The sequence below is a fragment of the Nocardia sp. NBC_00416 genome (genome assembly GCF_036032445.1).
In the GTDB taxonomy this organism is placed as follows: domain Bacteria; phylum Actinomycetota; class Actinomycetes; order Mycobacteriales; family Mycobacteriaceae; genus Nocardia.
The window spans coordinates 5,508,781-5,529,405 of record NZ_CP107932.1 but is presented as its reverse complement, the minus strand read 5'-3'; the positions used below and the strand labels follow the sequence as shown (position 1 = coordinate 5,529,405).

Sequence of the window (20,625 nt, the reverse complement as noted above, 5' to 3'; positions counted from 1 at the left end):
CGGTGCATTCGCGCCGCGCCGAAAATCCTGATTCTTACTGGAGCTAACGGTGTCCAAGGGGTATTTGCTGGGTGCACTCGTCATGGTGTGCGGCGTGTTCCGCGCGGCGGCCGCCGAAGCCGACCCCGACCCAGCGACCGACCACGGCAACGGGTGTGTGATCGACCCGGCCGCACCGGCGATCACCGTCGATTCGCTGCGCTGGCGCTGCACCGCCCGGCAGAGCGGTGATATCTACGCCGCGGCCCCGGCCGGTGCGGTGCCGTCGGGGGTGAAGAACGGCTGGGTGACCGCCACGTCGATGATCGAACCCATCGCGCCGACGTACTGGGTCGGCAAGACCTTCTACACGGGTGCGGACGGCGGCCGGGTGATGAACCGGGTGACCGGCGCCGGTATCGAGGGCTGGCCGGCGAATGTCTACCGGGGCCCCTCCCGGATCGACGGCGAGGAAACCTGGGTGCTGGACTACGCGCCGGCCGTCACACCGCAGGTGTACGACGAGATCCGGGAAGTCGTTCCCGGTGTGTGGCTCGGCTATTCCTGGTGGCGCGGCGCGCTGCAGACCCCGCTGCTGCTGGCGTTCGTCCTCGCCTGAGGCGCTTCCCGCCGGGATGAGAGTTCTTCGCCACAGCCACGTTCTTCGCCACAACCACGCGGCAATCCGGCGCGGGCCGGCCGTCACCGTGGATCTCGTTCCCACGCGCGCCGGCCGGCCGGCCGGCCGATCAGGCGAGTTCGCCCTTCAGGTTCGCCAGCACCTCGGCCTGGATCTTGCGCAGGCCGAGCGGGGCGAAAATGCCTTCGAAGATGCCCTTGACACCACCGGCGCCCTGCCAGGTGGTCTCGAGGGTGACCGTCGAACCCGAACCGGACGGCACGATCGTCCAGGTGTTGACGAGGGTGGAGTTGGCGTCCTTCTCGGTGACGACGAGGTCGGCCACGGAGACCTGGGCGCGAATATTGCGTACCCGGCTCTCGGTGGCCTGCAGGGTCCAGTCGGCGACGGTCCCGTCACCTTGCCCGCCTTCCACCACTTTGTAATCGCGGTAGTGCGCCGACAGAATCTTCGGGCGCACCTCCGTGTAATCGGCGACCGCCGCCAGCGTGCGCTGCGGGTCTGCGGCGACCTCGATCGAACTGCCGGCTTTGACCTGTCCCACGATGAACTCCTTATCGGGATGCGTTGTGACCGCCCCATCCTGCCCTGTGTTTGTTTGCACCGCTCCCCCTGCCGGTCGGCGCGCGAGAACACGGACATTTCAGTAATAGCGGTCAACCAGGGTGAACGCGTCATCGAACGCGGTGCAACGGATATGTGACATTTCGCCACCGACGATCCCCCCGCTGTGGCAGATCAAGACCAAGTAGGACTAGCGTCTAGACGTGGCAATGAGTCTGTTGGGGAAGGCCGGCCACGGTCCGGCCGCAAATGAATCCGGGTTCGCCGCATATCGGTCAGGTGTCGAGCGCCTGCTCGCGAGCTACCGTGCCATCCCGGCGGACGCCGACGTGCGATTGGCCAAGAAAACCTCCAATCTGTTCCGTGCCCGGGCGAAGAACACCGCACCCGGGCTGGACGTATCGGGTCTCACCCGGGTGATCGAAGTCGACCCGGACGCGAAGACCGCCGAGGTCGCCGGAATGACCACCTACGAGGACCTGGTCGCCGCGACTCTGCCGTACGGGCTGGCCCCGCTGGTGGTGCCGCAGCTCAAGACGATCACCCTGGGCGGCGCGGTGACCGGGCTCGGGATCGAATCGAGCTCGTTCCGCAACGGCCTGCCGCACGAATCGGTGCTGGAGATGGAGGTCCTCACGGGTGCGGGCGAGATCGTCACCATCACCCCGGACGGCGAGACCGGAGATCTGTTCCGCGGTTTCCCGAACTCCTACGGCACGCTGGGCTACACCACCCGCCTGAAGATCGAGCTGGAGACCGTGGCGCCCTATGTGGCGCTACGGCACCTGCGGTTCCACGACCTGCGCGAACTCGAGGACACCCTCGAGCAGATCGTGCGGGAGCGGAGCTTCGACGGCGAACAGGTCGACTATCTCGACGGCGTCGTCTTCAGCGCCGGCGAGAGCTATCTGACCCTGGGCCGGCAGACCGCCGACCCGGGCCCGGTCAGCGATTACACCGGGATGGACATCTACTACCGTTCCATCCAGCACGACGGCGCGGCGCCGAAGCGGGATCGGCTGACCATCCACGACTATCTGTGGCGATGGGACACCGACTGGTTCTGGTGCTCACGCGCTTTCGGGACACAAAATCCGAAGATCCGCCGCTTCTGGCCGAAACGCTATCGACGCAGCAGTTTCTACTGGAAACTGATCGCGCTCGACCATCGATACAATATCGGCGACAAGCTCGCGGCGCGAAAAGGCGATCCACCGCAGGAGCGCGTGGTGCAGGACATCGAGGTACCGGTGGAACGCACCGCCGATTTCGTGGAATGGTTCCTGCGCGAGATACCCATCGAGCCCATCTGGCTGTGCCCGCTGCGACTGCGTGATTCCGGCGCGACGGACAATGCCCGGCCCTGGCCGCTGTACCCACTACGGCCCGGCCATACCTATGTGAATATCGGCTTCTGGTCGGCGGTTCCGAAAACGCACGGCCAGATGGATGGTGCGGCAAACCGCGCCATCGAGAAAACCGTCACCGAATTCGACGGACACAAATCCCTGTACTCGGATTCTTTTTACGGACCCGAGGAATTTGCCGCCCTGTACGGCGGTGAAAGTTACAAAGAATTGAAGAAACGCTACGATCCCGGCCAGCGCCTGCTGGATCTGTACTCGAAGGCGGTGCAACGCAAATGACGACATTCAAGGATAGATCCGATGCTTTCGCGGACTTGGGCACCCGGCTCAGCATCGCCGAGGTCGTCGAGACCTTGGTCGACGGCGATGTCCCCATCAAGCTGACCGCATACGACGGCAGCACCACCGGTCCCGTGGATTCCGAGTTCGCGCTCGAGATCCGTAATCCCCGCGGGATCAACTACCTCGCCAACGCACCCGGCGATCTCGGGCTGGCCCGTGCCTACATATCCGGCGATATGGACGCCGCCGGAGTGCACCCGGGCGACCCGTACGACATCCTCGCCGCGATGACGGACCTGAAATTCAAACGTCCGTCGGCGCTGTCACTGGTGGCCATCGCCCGATCACTCGGCTGGGAGCGGCTACGCCCGGTACCGCCGCCCCCGCAGGAGACGCTGCCGCGCTGGCGCCGGATCGCGCTCGAGGGCCTGCGCCATTCCAAGGCCCGCGACGCGGAGGTCATCCACCACCACTACGACGTCTCGAACACGTTCTACGAGTACGTCCTCGGCCCGTCCATGACCTACACCTGCGCGTGTTACGGCGACCGGGAATGGTCGCTGGAGCAGGCCCAGGAGAACAAGTACCGGCTGGTCTTCGAGAAGCTGCGGCTCAAAGAGGGCGATCGGCTCCTCGATATCGGCTGCGGCTGGGGCGGGATGGTCCGATACGCCGCCCAACGCGGAGTCCGTGTCATCGGCGCCACGCTGTCGGCCGAACAGGCCTCCTGGGCTCAGCGCAAGATCGCCGAGGAGGGGTTGAGCGACCTCGCCGAGGTCCGGCATTCGGATTACCGCGATATCGCCGAGACCGAATTCGACGCGGTGTCCTCGATCGGGTTGACCGAACATATCGGGGTCCAGAACTACCCGTACTATTTCCGGTTCATCCAGAGCAAGCTGCGCGAGGGCGGGCTGTTCCTCAACCACTGCATCACCCGGCCGGACAACACCCGCACCACGAAGGCCGGCGATTTCATCGACCGGTACGTGTTCCCGGACGGTGAGCTCATCGGCTCGGGCCGGATCATCAGCGAAATCCAGAACGTCGGGCTCGAGGTACTGCACGAGGAGAATCTGCGCGAACACTACGCGCTGACACTCGCCGAGTGGTGCAAGAACCTGGTCGCGAACTGGGATGCCTGTGTGGCCGAGGCCGGCGAGGGCACCGCCAAGGTGTGGGGCCTGTACATGGCGGGCAGCCGGCTCGGTTTCGAACGCAATGTGGTCCAGCTGCACCAGGTGCTCGGCGTGAAACTCGGGCCCACCGGACTTCCGGAGGTACCGCTGCGGCCCTGGTGGCAGCCCTGATCAGCTGATCCCGGCTCCGGCCGGGATCAGCTGAGCAACTCGTCCAGGAAACGGATGGGGATCCCGATCTCCCCCAGGGTGCGGACCGTATCCGTTCCGTCCGGAGTGGTGACCGGGAGATCGTCGCGCACCACGCGCAGGATCTCCCGGACCGCCGAGCCGGCATCCAGCAGCGGGCGGGTCCAGCCGAGTTCGGCGCAGGTGGCCACGGTCGGCGCCAGCAACGCGGCCGATTCCCCGACCCAGCCCGCCGCGGCGAGGCATTCGGCGAGCAGCAGCGTCATATCGAGCTGAGCTCGGGGCCGCTGCTGTTCGCGGGTGCGCCCGTACAGGGCGCGGGCGTGCCGGGCCGCGCGTTCGTGCTCCTGCCGGTCCCCGGACACGAGCATCGTCCGGATGACGGCGATCTCATCGGCCTCGATGTTCAGCACCGTCGGCGCCCCGTCCGGATCGCCGGCGCGGCCGCGGCCGGCCGATTTCCCGATGCCGCGAGCGGTACTGCCCGCGGAGCCCGGCCCGTCCGCCGGGCCCGGTGTCACGATCCCCAGCCGGATCTGTTCGGCCCGGATGTTCGCGGCCAGCCGGGTCAGCTGGTGGTCGGCGGCGATCCGCGAGCCCTCGGCGAGCCGTCCGGCCGCCGCCGGGAGGTCGCCGTGCAATGCCTTCACCCGGGCACCGGTCACGATGGTCGAGATCAGCGATTCGATCGGGCCGATCCGGGCCACCAACTGGTAGCTCTCGTCGAACAGCGCTTCGGCGGCGGCCAGATCACCACGGCGGTATTCCAGTTCACCGAGCAGTCCGGCGGCCGCCCGGACCCCGTGCGAACGCGGCCCGGACCGCTCCTGCGCGGTCTTGTAGGCCTGCTGATAGGCCCGCAGCGCGGCGGGGATATCGAGCTGTTCGTAGGCGATGATCCCGCGCCCGCACCAGGCGAAGATCTCACCGAGCGGTTCCCGGGACCGCTCCTGATAGGTCCGCGCCCACTCCAGCATTTCGGCCGCCGCGGAATAATCGAATTCACAGATCCGCACGTAGGCATTGATATTCGCCGCCGTCGCCACGGTCCACGCCGGGAGTTCGTCGGGATGCCGCAGCGATTCGGACACCTGATCCAGCACTCCGGCGGACCGGTCGTGCGAGATCTCGTCGGAGGCGGCCAGCACATCGGCCTGACAGCGCTGCTTGCGTACCTCGCCGTCGTCTTCCGGGCTCCGCGACAACACATTCGACAGCCGGTTCAGCGCGGAGCGCGCCGCGGTCGACTGCTGCAGGTTCACGTTGGCGCGCGCCACGGCCATCAACAATTTCGATCGCGACGCCACCTGCTGCACCGGCAGTTTCGACACCGACCCGAGCAGCGTCGCCACCCGGGAACCGTCGATCAGGTCCATACCGCCGCTCTCCAGCAGGTCCAGCGCGGTTTTGAAATCGGTCCCGGCCAGCGAATGGTCCACCGATTTGCGCAGCAACTGGTGTTCGGCGTACCAGCGCGCGGCGCGCCGATGCAGGGTCTTCGCCCGTCCGGGGCTGGTCCGGTCCAGCCGGGCACGCAGATATTCGGCGAACAGCGGCTGCATCCGGAACCATTCAGGGTCCTCGTCGGTGCGCCGCACGAAGAGTTCACGCCGCTCGGCCTGCTCCAGCAGCCGCGGCGCCTCCGCGTTACCGGTGACCGCGATGGCCAGGGACCCGTTCGCCTGCTCGGTGACCGCGATATCGGAGAGGAATTCGAGCATCTCCGGCTCCAAGGTGTCGAGCACGTTCTCGGCCAAGTATTCGCGGATACCGTGCCCACCTTCGGACAGGCGGACCAGCAGCGCCGCGGGGTCCGGATCGTCGCGCAGCGCAAGGCTGATGAGCTGGATCGCGGCAGGCCAGCCGTCAGTGGCGGTGTAGATGCGGTCCAGTTGTTCGGTGTCGAGTTCGAAGCCGTTGCGCTGCACCAGGATCTCGCCGACTTCGGCGCGGGTCAGCCGCAATTGTTCGGAATCCAGCTGCACCAGTTCGTCGTTCATCCGCATCCGGCCGATCGGCAGGTCGGAGGGGTCGCGGCTGGTGACCACGAACCGCAGGTGATGGCAGCCGCTGTCCAGTAACGCGGACAGCACCCGCAGCGCACCGGGATCGGTCAGGCGGTGCCAGTCGTCGATGATCACCACCACGGGTTCGCCGCTGGTGTGCAGTTCGTCGATCAGGCTGGACACCGCGTACGCGACCGTATCCGCGGGCCGCTCCTCGAGCATCTGTCCCAGCCCGGAGCCGATCTCGGGGCGTACCCGGTTGATGGCCTCGATCAGATGCGCCAGGAACCACACCTCGTTGTCGTCGCCGCTGTCGATGCCGATCCACGCGACCGGCAGATCCAGTCCGGCCAGTTCGTCGCGCCACTGCGCGGCCAGCACACTCTTCCCGAATCCGGCGGGCGCGTGGATCACTGTGAGCCGGCGTTCGACACCGTCGCGCAGGACGTTCAGCAGCCGCGGCCGGCGCACCGGCTCCCGGGGCGGGGTGGGCGGGCGGAATTTGGTGGCCGGGCTTGGCGGCAAGGTGGCGGGGGATCGGCTCTGCGTGTTCTCCGCGTTCCCGAACCGGCCGGAAGCACTGCTGCGCGGACCCGACGGGCCCCGGCGGCGCGCGCCGGAGGCCGGACCGAACGGACTCGCGGCGTCGCCGGCGTCCGTCTCCCGGCGACCCGACACGGTGGGCGGCAGGAACGGCCAGCTGCGCCGCGCGGTCACCGCGGGAACCGGCCGGTCGGACGCGGGCGCGACGGCGGCATCGACCGCGGTGACCTCCGGGTCCAGCAGTGCCATTTGGTCCGGTACCTGATCGTGCGCGGTCTGCACCGCGCGCAGCATCTCCCCGAACTCGTAGGCCGACGCCGGCCGTTCCTGCGGGTCCTGCGCCATGGCCTGTTCGATGACAGCCGCCACATCGGCAGGAATATCCTGTTCCCGCAGATCCGGGACGGGCTGGGTGGTGATCCGCAGGAACTGTGCCACCACTCGCTCCCCTGCCTGCCGTTCGAACGCGGCATGACCGGTGACCAGCGCGAAAAGTGTGGCGCCGAGCCCGTACACGTCGGAACGCACAGTGGGTTCGGCGCCCTTGAGCACCTCGGGCGCGGTGAACGCCGGCGACCCGGTGATCTGGCTGCTCGACGTGCGAAAACCCCCCGGCATCCGGGCGATCCCGAAATCGGTCAGCTGCGGCTCTCCGTAGGAGCTGAGCAGCACATTGGCCGGTTTCACATCGCGGTGCAGGATCCGCGTCCGGTGGGCGCTCTCGATGGCGCCGGCCAGTTTCACGCCCACCCGCACCGTATCCGCCCAGCCCAGTGGGCCGAGGTCGTGGACGAGACGTTCCAGCGAACCGTGCGTAGCGAAGGGCATCACGATGAACGGCAGCCCGCTGGCGGTCATATCGACCTGCAGGATGTCGACGATGTTCGGATGCCCGGACAGGCGGCCCATAGCGTGCTCCTCACGCAGGAACCGCTCCCGGCTCTCGGAATCGAGATCGGAGGAGAGGACCTTCACCGCGACCACCCGGTCCAGCGCCCGCTGCACGCACCGGTACACCACGCCGAACCCGCCGCGCCCGATCTCCTGTGCCTCGGTCAGACCCATGGCCGAGAGCTCTTCGGATATCCGATCCGATTCGCCGGGGTCGGGCCTCGCCGGGCTCTCGACACCCATTGTGGGTTCAGGTGCGGCGCTCTCCGGCTCCGGGGCGCTCTGTGGACCCGCGGCATTTCCCGGATCCTCGGCATCCGCAGTGACGTAGGCGTTATCCGATTCGCGGCCCCCGGGGCCCGAACGCGTTCGTGGAGTCATCTCACCACCTCGCACTCGTAACGAATCGGCTGCGGTGGATGCGCCGCCGCGCTGCCGTTCCGGTCTTCTCTTCCAACGTAGCGCGCTCGATACCCCGATGCGCGGTTTCGTCCCGCGCGCGTGTCCTCGCAGAAGGTCTCGATTTCGTCGGCACGCCGCCGCGCGGCGGCAAACGACCACGGCCCGCCCCACCACTCGGGTGGGACGGACCGTGTCGTTCGGTTAGGTCCGGCCGCGCGACCGCGGCCGGACCCGCAACCTACTTGCGCAGCGACGCCGGGACCTCGAAGCGCTTGCCGTACTTCTTCGCCAGTTCGTCGGCCCGGGCCACGAAGGCTTCCTGGCCGCCGGGGTAGCCGACGATGTACTGGTGCACGCCACCGGTCCAGGCGGGGAACCCGATGCCGAAGATGGAGCCGATATTGGCATCCGCGGTGGATTCGAGAACACCCTCGTCGAAACACTTCTGGGTTTCGAGGGCTTCGGCGAACAGCATGCGGTCGATCAGGTCCTGCAACGGCACATTGAACCCGGAGGTCGTCTTGAAGTGCTCGCGCAGCTGCGGCCAGATGTTGAGCCGCTTGCCGTTCTCGTCGTACTCGTAGAAGCCGGCCTTCTCCAAGCGGCCCGGACGGCCCTGCTCGACCATGTAGTCCACCACGTCGATGGCGGGATGCCGTTCGGTGCCCATGGCCGCGTCGCCGGCCTTGGCGGCTTCCTCGGTCTCCCGGGCGATCTTCTGCATGAGCTTCATGTTCAGCTCGTCGGTCAGCTGCAGCGGCGGCGCCGGGTAGCCCGCCTGCGAACCGGCCTGCTCGATGGTCGCGGGCTCGATGCCCTCGCCGAGCATGGCGATCGCCTCGTTGACGAAGGTGCCGATGACGCGGGAGGTGAAGAAGCCGCGGCTGTCGTTGACCACGATCGGGGTCTTCTTGATGGCGAGGGTGTAGTCGAACACCCGGGCCAGGGCCTCGTCGGAGGTCCGCTCACCCTTGATGATCTCCACCAGCGGCATCTTGTCGACCGGCGAGAAGAAGTGGATGCCGATGAAGTCTTCCTGGCGCTTCACACCTTCGGCCAGGCCGGTGATCGGCAGGGTCGAGGTGTTGGAGCCGAGCAGGGCGTCGGGGGTGACGACGTCCTCGATCTCCTGGAAGACCTTGTGCTTGAGCTCGGTGCTCTCGAAGACGGCCTCGATCACGAAGTCGACGCCCGCGAAGTCGGCGACGTCGGCGGACGGCTTGATCCGGTCGAGCAGCTCTTTGGACTTCTCCTCGGTGGTCTTGCCCCGGGACAGCGCCTTGGCCTCGATCTTCTCCGAGTAGTTCTTGCCCCGCTCGGCCGCCTCGATGGTGACGTCCTTGAGCACGACCTCGTAGCCGGCCTTGGCCGATACGTAGGCGATACCGGCGCCCATCATGCCCGCGCCGAGCACGCCGATCTTCTTGATCTCTTTCTTCGGCACATCATTCGGCCGCGAACCACCGTTGTTGATGGTCTGCAGGTCGAAGAAGAAGGCCTGGATCATGTTCTTCGCGACCAGCCCGGTGAGCAGGTGCACGAAGTAGCGGGACTCGATCAGCGAGGCGTCGTCGATCCCGACCTGCGAGCCTTCGACCGCCGCGGCCATGATGGCGCGCGGGGCGGGCATGTTGGCGCCCTTGATCTGCTTGCGCAGGTTGGCCGGGAACGCGGGCAGGGTCGCGGCGAACGACGGGCTGGCGGGGGTGCCGCCGGGGATCTTGAAGCCCTTCTTGTCCCACGGCTGCACCGAGGCTTCGGGGTTGGCCTTGATCCATGCCTTGGCGGCGGGAACCAGTTCCTCGACCGAACCGACCAGCTCGTCGATCAGGCCGATCTCCTTGGCTTTGGCCGGCTTGTTGCGCTGGCCCTGCAGCAGGACGCCCATGAGCGCGTTCTGCAGGCCGAGCATGCGCACGGTGCGGATGATGCCGCCACCGGCGGGCAGCAGGCCCAGGGTGGCCTCGGGCAGGCCGATCTGGGAGCCGCGGACGTCGGCCGCGATCCGGTGGTGGGTCGCGAGCGCGATCTCCAGGCCACCGCCGAGCGCGGCGCCGTTGATGGCGGCCACGACCGGTTTGCCGAGGGTTTCCAGGCGGCGCAGCGCGGATTTGATCTCGAGCAGTTCGGCCATCAGCTCCGGACCGTTGTCCGGGCCGACCTGCATCATGTTCTTCAGGTCGCCACCGGCGAAGAAGGTCTTCTTCGCGGAGGTCAGCACGACACCGGTGATGTCGTCCTTCTCGGCTTCCAGCCGATCGACCGTCTCGGTCATCGACTTCTTGTACAGGTCGTTCATCGTGTTGGCGCCCTGATTCGGGTCGTCCATCGTCAGTACGACGATGCCGTCCGAATCCTTCTCCCAACCGATCATGTTGGCTTCGCTCACGGTTTTTCTTTCTCCTGAGGGAATGGGGCGATGTTCACGGGCCCTCCATGGGCGTACGAGCTGCCGTCTCCGGGCCCGGTGTTCATCGCGAGGTGATGTGCGAGTCGGTTGGGAATCAGACGCGCTCGATGATGGTGGCCACACCCATGCCGCCGCCGATGCACAGCGTGACCAGGGCGTACCTGGCGTTGCGGCGCTCCAGCTCGTCGACCATGGTGCCGGTGATCATGGCGCCGGTGGCGCCCAGCGGGTGGCCCATGGCGATGGCGCCGCCGTTGACGTTCAGCTTCTCGTCCGGGATCTGCAGGTCCTTCTGGAACTTCAGCACCACGGAGGCGAACGCCTCGTTGATCTCGAACAGGTCGATGTCGTCGACGGTCAGACCGGCCTTGGCCAGCACCTTGTGCGCGGCCGGGGTGGGCCCGGTGAGCATGATGGTGCTGTCGGCGCCGCTGGTGGCGGTGGCGACGATGCGGGCGCGCGGGGTGAGGCCCGAGGCCTTGCCCGCCTCTTCGGTGCCGACCAGCACGAGGGCGGCGCCGTCGACGATGCCGGAGCTGTTGCCGCCGTGGTGGACGTGATCGATCTTCTCCACGAAGTGGTACTTCTGCAGCGCCACCGCGTCGAAGCCGCCCATCTCACCGATACCGGCGAACGACGGGTTCAGCTTGGCCAGATCTTCCAGGGTGGTGCCGGGACGCATGTGCTCGTCGCTGTCCAGCACGGTCAGTCCGTTGATGTCCTTGACCGGGACGATCGACTTGGCGAAGTAACCGCCGCTGGTGGCCTTCGCGGCCAGGTCCTGCGAGCGCACCGCGTAGGCGTCGACGTCCTCGCGGGTGAAGCCCTCGATGCTGGCGATCAGGTCGGCGCTGACGCCCTGCGGGACGACGTAGGTGTCGTAGTTGGTGGCCGGATCGAGCATCCAGGCGCCGCCGTCGGAGCCCATCGGCACTCGGGACATCGACTCGACACCACCGGCGAGGACCAGGTCCTCGAATCCGGAGCGCACCTTCTGGGCGGCCATGTTCACGGCCTCGAGGCCGGAGGCGCAGAAGCGGTTGATCTGCACGCCGCCGACGGTCTCGGGCAGGCCTGCCGTCAGGACGGTGGTGCGGGCGATATCGGAACCCTGATCGCCGACCGGAGATACGACACCCAGGATCAGGTCCGAGATCCGGTCCTCGTCGAGATTCGGGAAGCGGTTGCGCAGCTCCTGAACCAGGCCGGTGGTGAGGTCGATCGGCTTGACCGAGTGCAGCGACCCCTTCTTGTTGCGGCCGCGCGGGGTGCGGATGGCCTCGTAAATGTAGGCCTCTGTGGTCATATCGGAGTGTCCCTTCCTAGGAATACGCCCACCCGCAGCTGGCGGAGCAGACGCGAGTTACCTCGCCGACCGGCCGTTCGACCGACCGTCCGTATTCAGTTGGCAGCGCTGACGGGCCGGTCGGCCACGCGGGCATACGCTGTACAAACCACGGCGTGAACCAGCGAGGAGGTAACCCAGCGGCCCGTCCGTTACGGCCCACCATAGAACCTCGCCTCGCCGAAGTCCGCAGCCACCCGCCCATACTACCGCCGGATGCGAACTCCGGTTAACTTAACGTGGTCGAGACGATGCTTGTCAACTGTTCAACGGGGTGGCGCCCAGCTCACTGGCCAGCAATCGCAGAGCGACCTCGTCCGGGTCGCGCCGATCACCCGGGGCGACCGGCTGTGCCGACTCCGCGAGCATCTCCCGCTCTTCCTCCGGAGTGGACGGCGGCACGCTGTTCGGTGTGTAACCGTGATCCCCGGGACCCGGGTCGTCCGGCAGGTCCGGAAAATCCGGCGGGGGGATATCGTCGTAGGGATTCGCGGCGGCTGCCGCGGCCCCGGCCTTGGCCTGGCTCGGCCGCGAGAATTTCGGCGGCCGCCGGGCCGGATCGCCCTCGCGGCCGCCCACGCTCGCCCGGCCGCCGTTATCCGGTGCGGCGGCGGTGTCCCGGGCGGCGACGGCACCGGCCGCTGCCCCATTCGCGCTATCGACCGGCTCCGGCTCACTGCTGGGCCGGGTCGGAGCCGGGCGTCGCGGACCGCCTCGACGACCACTGTCCGAATCCCCGGAATCGGCGTCACCGGACCGCCGACCACCCCGTTCGCGTCCGCCGGGCCCGCGCGAGACCTGCTGGCCCGTGACGACCCACCGGACCGGATGTTCCCGCCCGAGCACCGCGGTCACCGCCGACCGGACCGCCGAGAGGGGCTGCGGCTGCGAGAGGCGCTGCACCAGCGCGGCGTGGTGCGCCAGCACGATCTCGCCGTCCTCCACCCCGGCCACCGAGGCGCCCGAGGTGAGCATCGCGCCGATCGTCGGCCCGAAGTCGCGGACCTTGACCTTGATCTCCGGCCAGGCAGCCTCCACCGCGACGAGCAGGTCGGGATCGGCGGGGGCCTCGGTATCGGGTGCACCCGGCGCGGCGGGGGGCGGCGGATCGGTATCCGTCCCGCTCGGCACGTTCGGGTCCACCTCCGCCAGACCCACCTCCGCCGGGCCCACCTCCGCCGGGTCCGCATCCGACGGGCCCACCTCCGCCAGGTCCGCCTCCGCCGCGACCGCCTCGGACGCAACCGCCTCCGACGCAACCGCCTCCGCCCCGGCGGGCTCCGATTCCGTCTCGACCGGGCTCGCGTCGTTCGACGTATCCGGCCGTTCCTGCGGCGCCGTGCCCGACTGGGTCACCGCGGCCGCTCGTGGAGGGCCGGCCGGCGTATCTGCGCCCGCCGGGCGGACTTCGGTACGCCGGTCGGGCTCCGGGCGCTGCGGGCCCGGCGCACCGGGCTCGGCCGAACCCGTTGCGGCAGGCGATGTCTCCTCGGCCCGATCGCCCGGGCCGGGCGCCGGGTGTACGGGACCGGCGACCGCGGCCTCACTTTTCGGCGGCTCGGCTGCGGTGGGCTCCGCGTTGCCGGTCTTGGACTCGCGTAGCGCGGCCAGCGCCTCGGCCCCCCGGCGGCGGGACGAGTCGGATACCGGCGGACGGGCGGATGCCGGGGCGGCCTCGGTTACGGGTCCGCGGCCGGCATCGCCCGCCGGCGCGGCGAGCGCACCGGTCGCGACCCGACGTTCGAGCTGTTCGAGACGCTGCAGGGTCGCGGCCGCGGATTCGTCGGCGGCCGGCAGCAGCATCCGCGAGCAGACGACCTCGAGCAGCAGGCGCGGCGCGGTGGCCCCGCGCATCTCCCCCAGACCGGCATGCAGGAGTTCGGCGTAGCGAGTGAGGGCCGCGGGCCCGAGCCGGGCGGCCTGATCGCGCATCCGGTCCAGCAGATCGGCAGGGGCGGCGACGAGGCCGCGCTCGGTGGCATCGGGTACCGCCTGCATCAGGATCAGGTCGCGCAGACGCTCGAGGAGGTCCACCGCGAACCGGCGCGGATCGTGCCCGGCTTCCATCACCCGGTCGATGGTGCCGAAGAGCGCGGCGCCGTCGGCGGCGGCCAGCGCGTCGACCGCGTCGTCGATCAGCGCCACATCGGTCACGCCCAGTAGTGCGACGGCGCGCGGGTAGGTGACGCCCGCGGACCCCGCGCCGGCGAGCAACTGGTCCAGCACGCTCAAACTATCGCGCGGGGAACCGCCGCCCGCGCGGATGACCAGCGGATACACCTCTTCTTCCACCGGCACCTGCTCCTGCTCGCAGATACCGCCGAGCAGGCCGCGCATGGTCGCGGGGGGCAGCAGCCGGAACGGGTAGTGATGGGTGCGCGAGCGAATGGTCGGCAGCACCTTGTCGGGTTCGGTGGTGGCGAAGACGAAGATCAGGTGGGCCGGGGGCTCTTCGACGATCTTGAGCAGCGCGTTGAATCCGGCCGTGGTGACCATATGCGCCTCGTCGACGATGAACACCCGGTAGCGGGACTCGGCGGGCGCGTAGAACGCCCGGTCCCGGAGTTCGCGGGTGTCGTCGACACCGCCGTGGCTGGCGGCGTCGAGCTCGATCACATCGAGATTGCCGCCACCACCCGGCGCGAGGGAAGTGCACGAGGCGCAGGTCCCGCAGGGGGTGGAGGTGGGGCCCTCCGCGCAGTTCAGCGAGCGGGCGAGGATGCGCGCCGAGGAGGTCTTACCGCAACCGCGCGGACCCGAGAACAGATAGGCATGACTGATCCGGCCGGTGTCGAGCGCGGTACACAGCGGGTCCGTGACATGCTCCTGGCCCACCACGTCAGCGAACGTTGCCGGTCGGTACTTCCGGTACAGAGCCACGGCCAGAGGCTACCGGCGGACCCCGACAGCGCGCACCCGGCGTCGGCACCGGCTCGCCAGTGAAATTCGCGCGAACCTTCCATCACTGGGTTAACGGCGTTACGCTAACGCCACTAACTTACGGAACCGGGGGTACCGATATGCTGATCCGCATCGCGCGGTTCACCACCAGATTTCCGCGCGCAATCCTCATCGGCGCGCTCGCCGTCGCGCTGCTGTTCGGGATCTTCGGCGCCACCGCGGCTTCCGGACTGAAATCCGGTGGCTTCGTCTCCGCCGACGCCGAATCGATCCGTGCCGCCCAGTCGCTCACCGACAATTTCGACGGTGCCGCGCCGAACTACATCCTGCTGGTCGAATCACCGGCCGGGGTCGACGCGGAACAGGTGCGAAACCGCGCCCTGCAGATCATCGACGTCCTCCGGGCGCGTGCGGACACCGCTGGAGTGCAGTCCTACTGGACCGCGCCGTCCCCCGCGGTCGCCAGCGCCCTGCGCAGCACCGACGGCGAATCCGGGCTCATCGCGGTCACTTTCGAGGGCGACGAAACCCAGGTCCAGGAGTCCGCCGGCGAACTCGGCGGGCAGGTGACCGGAACCGCCGACGGTGTGACCGTCCGGGCCGGGGGCCTGGCCGCGACCTTTCACGAAGTCAACGAGCAGATCACCCACGACCTGGCGATCGCCGAGACCGCGGCCATCCCACTGACCCTGGTGGTACTCGTGCTGGTCTTCGGCAGCCTCGTAGCCGCGTCGCTGCCGCTGCTGGTCGGATTGTTCGCGATCGCCGCCACCCTGGCGATCCTCAAACTGTTCACCCTGTTCACCGACGTCTCCATCTACGCGATGAACCTCACCACCGCGCTGGGACTGGCGCTGGCGATCGACTACAGCCTCTTCATCGTCAGCCGGTTCCGGGAGGAGCTCGCGGCCGGACTCGACCCCCGCGCGGCAACCGTCCGCGCCTTGCAGACCGCCGGTCGCACCGTACTGTTCTCCGCGGTCACCGTGGCGCTGTCGCTCTCGGCGATGCTCGTCTTCGACCTGTACTTCCTGCGCTCGTTCGCCTATTCGGGGGTTGCGGTGGTGGTAGCCGCCGCGGCCGCGTCGATCGTGGTGCTGCCCGCCGCGCTGATGCTGCTGGGGCATCGGGTCAACGCCTTGGACCTGCGCGCGCCGATCCTGCGATTGTTCGGCCGCGAACCCGCGGCGCTGGGCGCCATGGTCCCGGAACAGACCCGCTGGTATCGCCTGGTCAAGCGAGTCATGCGGGCCGCGGTACCGGTCTCCGTGGTGATCGTGGCATTGCTGCTGGCGCTGGGCTCACCGTTCCTCTCCGTGAAGTTCGGCTACCCCGACGAGCGAGTCCTGCCGACCTCCGCGGCCAGCCGTCAGGTAGGCGACGAGATCCGGGCGGAGTTCCCGCGTGCCGATCCGGGCGGCAGCACCACGATCGTGCTCGACGGATACCGCGACGAGCGCGGGGTCGGCGACTACGCGGCCAGGTTGTCCGAGGTCGACGATGTGACCGCGGTGTTGTCCAGCGCCGGGGTGTACGTCTCCGGGAACCGTCTCGCGCCCACTCCCCCCGGGATGGCGAACGACAGCGGCACCTACCTGTCGGTCAACACATCGCTGGACCCCTTCTCCCCCGCCGGTGGTGAGCAGCTGAAGGCGTTGCGGGCGATCGACGCGCCCGCACCGGCCCTGTTCGGCGGATCCGCCGCGGTGAACGAGGATTCCCTGGGCGCGCTGGCCGCGCGACTCCCACTCGCGGCCCTGCTGATCATCCTGTCCACCTTCGTGGTGCTCTTCCTGTTCACCGGCAGCCTGATCCTGCCGCTGAAAGCCCTACTGCTGAACACCCTCTCGCTGACCGCCGCGTTCGGCGCCATGGTGTGGATCTTCCAGCAGGGTCATCTGCAGGGTCTGCTCGGCTTCACCGCCGTCGGCTATCTGGTGCCGACCATGCCGATCCTGATGTTCTGCCTGGCCTTCGGGCTGTCCATGGACTACGAGGTGTTCCTGCTGTCGCGCATCCGGGAGGAATGGCTGCGCCGCCGGGCCGGACGCACCGATTCGGAGTCCGCGGCGGCGGACAACACCGAATCCGTCGCGATCGGCGTGGCCCGCACCGGCCGTATCTTCACCGCGGCGGCCGTGCTGATGGCGATCGTGATCGGCGCCCTGACCACCTCCAAGGTGTCGTTCATCCAGCTGATGGGCCTGGGCCTGACCCTGACTGTGCTCGCCGACGCCACTCTCATCAGGGCACTGCTGGTTCCGGCACTGATGAAACTGCTGGGACCGCTCAACTGGTGGGCGCCGAAACCACTGGCCCGGCTGCACGAACGAATCGGCTTCAGCGAAGAGCCGGCGGCCTCGCCCGCGACCGCCGAACCACCGGTGCGCGTATGACCGGCGCGCCGCGGCCACGGTCCCCGCGCGGGGCCGGCGGCCGGCTGCGCGCGGAGATCATCACCGCCGCCCGGGAACTGCTCGAGAGCACGGGCAGCGTCGAAGCGGTATCGATCCGGGCAGTAGCGGGCGTGGTCGGGGTCAGCGCGCCCTCGATCTACCGGCATTTCGCGGACAAGGACGCGCTGATCGAGGCCGCGGTGGCCGAGGTCTTCGAAGCGCTGAACACCGCGATGCAGGCGGCGGTGGATCCGGCCGATCCACCTACCCTGCGGCTGCACCGGCTCGGTCTGGCCTACGTCCGTTTCGCGCTGGACCACCCCGAGCAGTACCGGCTGGCGACCATCCCGACCACCCACCGGGCAGCCGTGGACATGGTGCTGACCAGCGGCGCGTTCAGATATTTCGCCGCCACCGTGGAAGAAGCCATGGACGACGGGCTGATCGACCGCGCGGACCCCACCCCGCTCGTCCTCGAATTGTGGGCCGCCGCACACGGCATCGCCTCGCTACTGCTGGCGAAACCGTTCCTGCCCTGGGGCGATCCGATGGCGGTCGCCGAGCGGGTGCTCGACGCGGCATGTTTCGGACATGTGGTCACGGAATTGATGGGACCCGAGACGACTCCGGCCGAAATGACGCAGTGGGTCATGGAGCTCCGCGCGCGGACACGCGAATCCGGTCCGCCCGCCGACTGATTCAGCTGACGGCGTCGGCCGACGCGGTGAAGGTGTTGCACTCGGCGGTCAGATTGTGCTCGACGCCCAGCCCGAACCAGCGGCCCCCGTTGTCCGGGGTGCCGTGATCACGCATATCGCCGTGCTGGTCACCGCGATGGTCGGCGTCGGTGCGCGCATCGGTCATCTGCTGGTCGCTGAGCGCACCGCCGTCGGCCGAAGAAACCAGATACATCCCGTCGAAACAGTTGGCCTGCAACTCGACCCGGCGCGACAGTTCCAGACCTTCGGTACTGCGCGCGCCCGCATCGACCCGCCGGCTGTTGGCCGCGAGGAGGATGCCGGACATGTTCTGGATGTGATGTCCGTACTCGTGGGCGAACACCGAGAGGTAGACCACCCAGTTGTCCTCGTAGTAATCGGTCTGCAGCTGGCTGATCGGCATGTAGACAGTGCGATTCGCCGGACAGTAGAACGCGGCGAACTCACTGGTCGATCCGGTACACGGGGTCGTGATGCCGTCGGTGTTCGCGGAGACGAGCACCGACGGCGGTGCGAAGGGCAACCCCGCATCCTCGAGTACCGGCCGCCAGGCCGCCTCCAGACACGCCTCGGCACTCTCGAAGAACGCCCGCGCCGAGTCCTCGTCGGGGGACCACTGCGAGTATTCGCAGTTCGCCGGGATCAGCGTCGCATCGGGATCGGTGAGCAACGGATTGGCCGCGGTCTCGGCGGGACCGGTTTCGCCGGTGTCATAGCTGTGGTCCGGCTGCGGGCCGAGCACGTTCAGGTCCCCGGAGTTCAGCGCACCGCGCACCAGTGCGGCGACCAGGACCACGATCAGTCCGAGTACCAGCAGCAGCGACCGGCCGCTGCTGCGCCGGGTGCGCGGCCGCGGCGCGTTCGGCAACCGGTAGGGCACCGGAGGCGGCATCGGCGGGGCGACGATCGGGCGGTAGCCGGGGACGGGACCGTGCTGCGGGCGCGGCGGATAACCGGGCGGCCGATACGGATATCCCGGCCCGGCCGGGTATCCCCCGTGCGGTCTCTGCTGCGGCGGCCGACCGGGCGGCGGACCGTACTGCGGACGGCCCCGGGGCGGTATCGGTTGCCTGCCGGGCGGCACCGGTCCGCGTCCGTAAGGTGGTTGTGTCACTCCCCCGGACCCCCTCGCATTTCTCGCATCGCCAACAGCCGCTGACGCAGGATAGCAAGCTGTCTAAGGTAACGAGTCATGCTCACTTTTCGGGGGGGCGCACTCGCGCTGCTACTCGCACTGACCGGACTATTCGCCGTTTTCTGGGTGAACGCGCCGACCGCCCGGGCACAGCAGCCGACCGGTTCGATCCTGTATCTGGATATGACGCTGAACCGCGAGGGCGTGCTGGAAGTGACCGAGCGCGTGACAGTTCCGCCCGGTGAGCGTTTCACGATGACCCTGCCGCTGCGCGTGCAGATCAGCGAGGATTCCGAACGCCGCTTCGCGGTCACCGATATCGAGACGACCGGGCCGGGCACAGCCGAGATCGCCGACGACCTGTTCACCGTCGACGCGGGCCCCGGGGAATCGACCTTCCGCTATTCGGTGCGCAATACGGTCAGCGACGCCGAGGGCAGCCAGGTGTTCCGCTGGTTCGGCGTGCTCAATGTCGACCTCGCCGAGATCCACGCCTCATTGATCAGTCCGAGCTTCGAGATGGGCATTGTGGAATGCCTGCTGGGTCCGATCGGCGATACCCGGCCGTGCGCTCAGGTCCATATCGAGCCGGACGGCGTCATGTACCTGGACCAGACGAATCTGCGCAAAGGCGAATCCGTCGATCTGACCCTGCAGGTCCCGCCGGGCACGGTGCCGCCCAATGCCGATATCACCGGACCCGGTGACTCGCCGTTCGCGATCACCGGACCCGTACTCGTCGCGTTCGCGCTGCTGGTGGTCGCCCTGGCCGGCCTGGCCGGCTACGTCTTCTGGGCACGACGGCAGTCCGTGCCCGCCGAAGCGATGGACCCGCTGGTGCAGAGCGGGGGCCGGACCCAGTTCAGTTCGCCGGCCGGCATCCTGCCCGGTGAGGCGGGAGTGCTGCTGGACGGCCATTCCGATCCGACCGATATCGCCGCCACTGTGGTGGATCTGGCGGTGCGCAACTATCTGTGGATCGAACGGATCGGTGAAACGCAGTGGCGGCTCGTCCGGGTGAATCCCGCCGACGATCAGCTCCGCGGTTACGAACGGGTGGTCTACGACGCATTGCTGCCTGCGGGCACCGACCAGGTGACGATGGCCGAACTGGGCGCCCCGGGCCGGTTGCCCGCCGAGCCGCTGCGCCGCGCCATGATCGCCGACGCCGTCCATCGCGGCGCCTTCATCGACCCGGTGCGCCGCCGTATTCCGTTGTGGCTGGGCGGCGGACTGGTGGTGCTGGGCGCCGCCGTGACCGTTCTCGCCGCGCTACTGGCCGGGCACGCCCTGGTCGGTGTGGCGATCGCGCTGGCCGGTGGCGGGCTGCTCGCCGCCCAGAAGTTCCTGCCGGTGCGCACCGCGTTCGGCCGGACGCTGACCGGACAGGTCCGTGGCCTGCAGCGGGGCCTGGAGCTGGTGACCAGCCGGCAGATCCCGCCCGGCGACCGGGAGCTCGTCTTCTCCCGGGGCCTGTCCTACATGGTGGTCTGGAGCCGAGCCGACTATTGGGTCCGCACGTTCCGCGATATCGACCCGTCGGCCGACGATGATCCCGGCCTGTACTGGTTCGGGGGTTTCGAAGGCGACTGCGACCTGCACCGATTCGCCGTCCACTTCCCGTATTTCATCACCGCGATCGAATCGCTGTTTCCCGCGAACTGAGCGGGACGCCCCGTGCGGCAGCTCGCCGCACGGGGGGGGGGACGTCCAGAGC

The 20,625-nt window shown here is 68.3% G+C and carries 12 protein-coding genes; 6 read left to right on the top strand and 6 right to left on the bottom strand.

The genetic code is table 11. The features are described from left to right. Positions 1-49 precede the first annotated feature (49 nt). Positions 50-598 (top strand): hypothetical protein, encoded by a 549-nt coding sequence (locus tag OG804_RS23795; RefSeq protein ID WP_328390034.1) that lies wholly within the window; start codon positions 50-52, stop codon positions 596-598. Positions 599-728: 130 nt separating this feature from the next. Here OG804_RS23795 and OG804_RS23790 read toward each other — a convergent pair whose 3' ends face one another. After that, positions 729-1,163 (bottom strand): SRPBCC family protein, encoded by a 435-nt coding sequence (locus OG804_RS23790; RefSeq protein WP_328390031.1) that lies wholly within the window; start codon positions 1,161-1,163, stop codon positions 729-731. 229 nt (positions 1,164-1,392) lie between these two features. Between OG804_RS23790 and OG804_RS23785 the strand changes: the two genes are divergently transcribed. Then, positions 1,393-2,829 carry an FAD-binding oxidoreductase gene (locus OG804_RS23785; protein ID WP_328398675.1) on the top strand — a complete coding sequence of 479 codons (1,437 nt, stop codon included), beginning with the start codon at positions 1,393-1,395 and terminating at the stop codon, positions 2,827-2,829. Continuing rightward, positions 2,826-4,142, top strand: a complete 1,317-nt coding sequence (locus tag OG804_RS23780) for a class I SAM-dependent methyltransferase (RefSeq protein ID WP_328390029.1) — start codon at positions 2,826-2,828, stop codon at positions 4,140-4,142. The genes OG804_RS23785 and OG804_RS23780 overlap by 4 nt, the downstream gene beginning before the upstream one ends. Before the next feature lie 26 nt (positions 4,143-4,168). On the opposite strand, the gene OG804_RS23775 is transcribed toward OG804_RS23780, so the two are convergent. From OG804_RS23775 to OG804_RS23760, 4 genes are all read right to left on the bottom strand, one after another. After that, positions 4,169-7,843, bottom strand: coding sequence for a protein kinase domain-containing protein (locus OG804_RS23775; protein WP_442941904.1), 3,675 nt, complete (start codon positions 7,841-7,843; stop codon positions 4,169-4,171). A gap of 397 nt (positions 7,844-8,240) precedes the next feature. Then, a complete protein-coding gene (locus OG804_RS23770) occupies positions 8,241-10,376 on the bottom strand; it encodes a 3-hydroxyacyl-CoA dehydrogenase NAD-binding domain-containing protein (protein WP_328398673.1) in 2,136 nt (711 codons plus the stop codon). Positions 10,377-10,506: 130 nt separating this feature from the next. Further along, the gene (locus OG804_RS23765) at positions 10,507-11,718 is read right to left on the bottom strand and encodes an acetyl-CoA C-acetyltransferase (RefSeq protein ID WP_328390025.1); all 1,212 of its coding nucleotides are present in this window, start codon (positions 11,716-11,718) and stop codon (positions 10,507-10,509) included. Positions 11,719-12,015: 297 nt separating this feature from the next. Continuing rightward, positions 12,016-14,637 (bottom strand): DNA polymerase III subunit gamma and tau, encoded by a 2,622-nt coding sequence (locus OG804_RS23760; RefSeq protein WP_328390023.1) that lies wholly within the window; start codon positions 14,635-14,637, stop codon positions 12,016-12,018. A gap of 140 nt (positions 14,638-14,777) precedes the next feature. Between OG804_RS23760 and OG804_RS23755 the strand changes: the two genes are divergently transcribed. Beyond that, positions 14,778-17,054, top strand: coding sequence for an MMPL family transporter (locus OG804_RS23755; RefSeq protein WP_328390021.1), 2,277 nt, complete (start codon positions 14,778-14,780; stop codon positions 17,052-17,054). Continuing rightward, positions 17,051-17,752: a TetR/AcrR family transcriptional regulator gene (locus OG804_RS23750; protein WP_328390019.1), complete on the top strand. Its 702-nt coding sequence runs from the start codon at positions 17,051-17,053 to the stop codon at positions 17,750-17,752. Before OG804_RS23755 ends, OG804_RS23750 begins: the two co-directional genes overlap by 4 nt. Position 17,753: 1 nt before the next feature. On the opposite strand, the gene OG804_RS23745 is transcribed toward OG804_RS23750, so the two are convergent. Further along, on the bottom strand, positions 17,754-18,665 hold the full coding sequence (locus OG804_RS23745; RefSeq protein WP_328390017.1) for a neutral zinc metallopeptidase: 912 nt from the start codon (positions 18,663-18,665) through the stop codon (positions 17,754-17,756). Between the two features lie 300 nt (positions 18,666-18,965). Between OG804_RS23745 and OG804_RS23740 the strand changes: the two genes are divergently transcribed. Beyond that, complete coding sequence (locus tag OG804_RS23740) at positions 18,966-20,573, top strand: DUF2207 family protein (RefSeq protein ID WP_328390015.1); 1,608 nt, start codon at positions 18,966-18,968, stop codon at positions 20,571-20,573. Positions 20,574-20,625 lie beyond the last annotated feature (52 nt).

What these genes read in the sequence shown, in the direction of transcription:
- OG804_RS23780 (WP_328390029.1), top strand. Translation starts at nt 2,826, where the DNA reads ATGACGACATTCAAGGATAGATCCGATGCTTTCGCGGACTTGGGCACC.
- OG804_RS23785 (WP_328398675.1), top strand. Translation starts at nt 1,393, where the DNA reads ATGAGTCTGTTGGGGAAGGCCGGCCACGGTCCGGCCGCAAATGAATCC.
- OG804_RS23770 (WP_328398673.1), bottom strand. Translation starts at nt 10,376, where the DNA reads ATGATCGGTTGGGAGAAGGATTCGGACGGCATCGTCGTACTGACGATG.
- OG804_RS23745 (WP_328390017.1), bottom strand. Translation starts at nt 18,665, where the DNA reads ATGCCGCCTCCGGTGCCCTACCGGTTGCCGAACGCGCCGCGGCCGCGC.
- OG804_RS23750 (WP_328390019.1), top strand. Translation starts at nt 17,051, where the DNA reads ATGACCGGCGCGCCGCGGCCACGGTCCCCGCGCGGGGCCGGCGGCCGG.
- OG804_RS23755 (WP_328390021.1), top strand. Translation starts at nt 14,778, where the DNA reads ATGCTGATCCGCATCGCGCGGTTCACCACCAGATTTCCGCGCGCAATC.
- OG804_RS23740 (WP_328390015.1), top strand. Translation starts at nt 18,966, where the DNA reads ATGCTCACTTTTCGGGGGGGCGCACTCGCGCTGCTACTCGCACTGACC.
- OG804_RS23765 (WP_328390025.1), bottom strand. Translation starts at nt 11,718, where the DNA reads ATGACCACAGAGGCCTACATTTACGAGGCCATCCGCACCCCGCGCGGC.
- OG804_RS23775 (WP_442941904.1), bottom strand. Translation starts at nt 7,843, where the DNA reads ATGGGTGTCGAGAGCCCGGCGAGGCCCGACCCCGGCGAATCGGATCGG.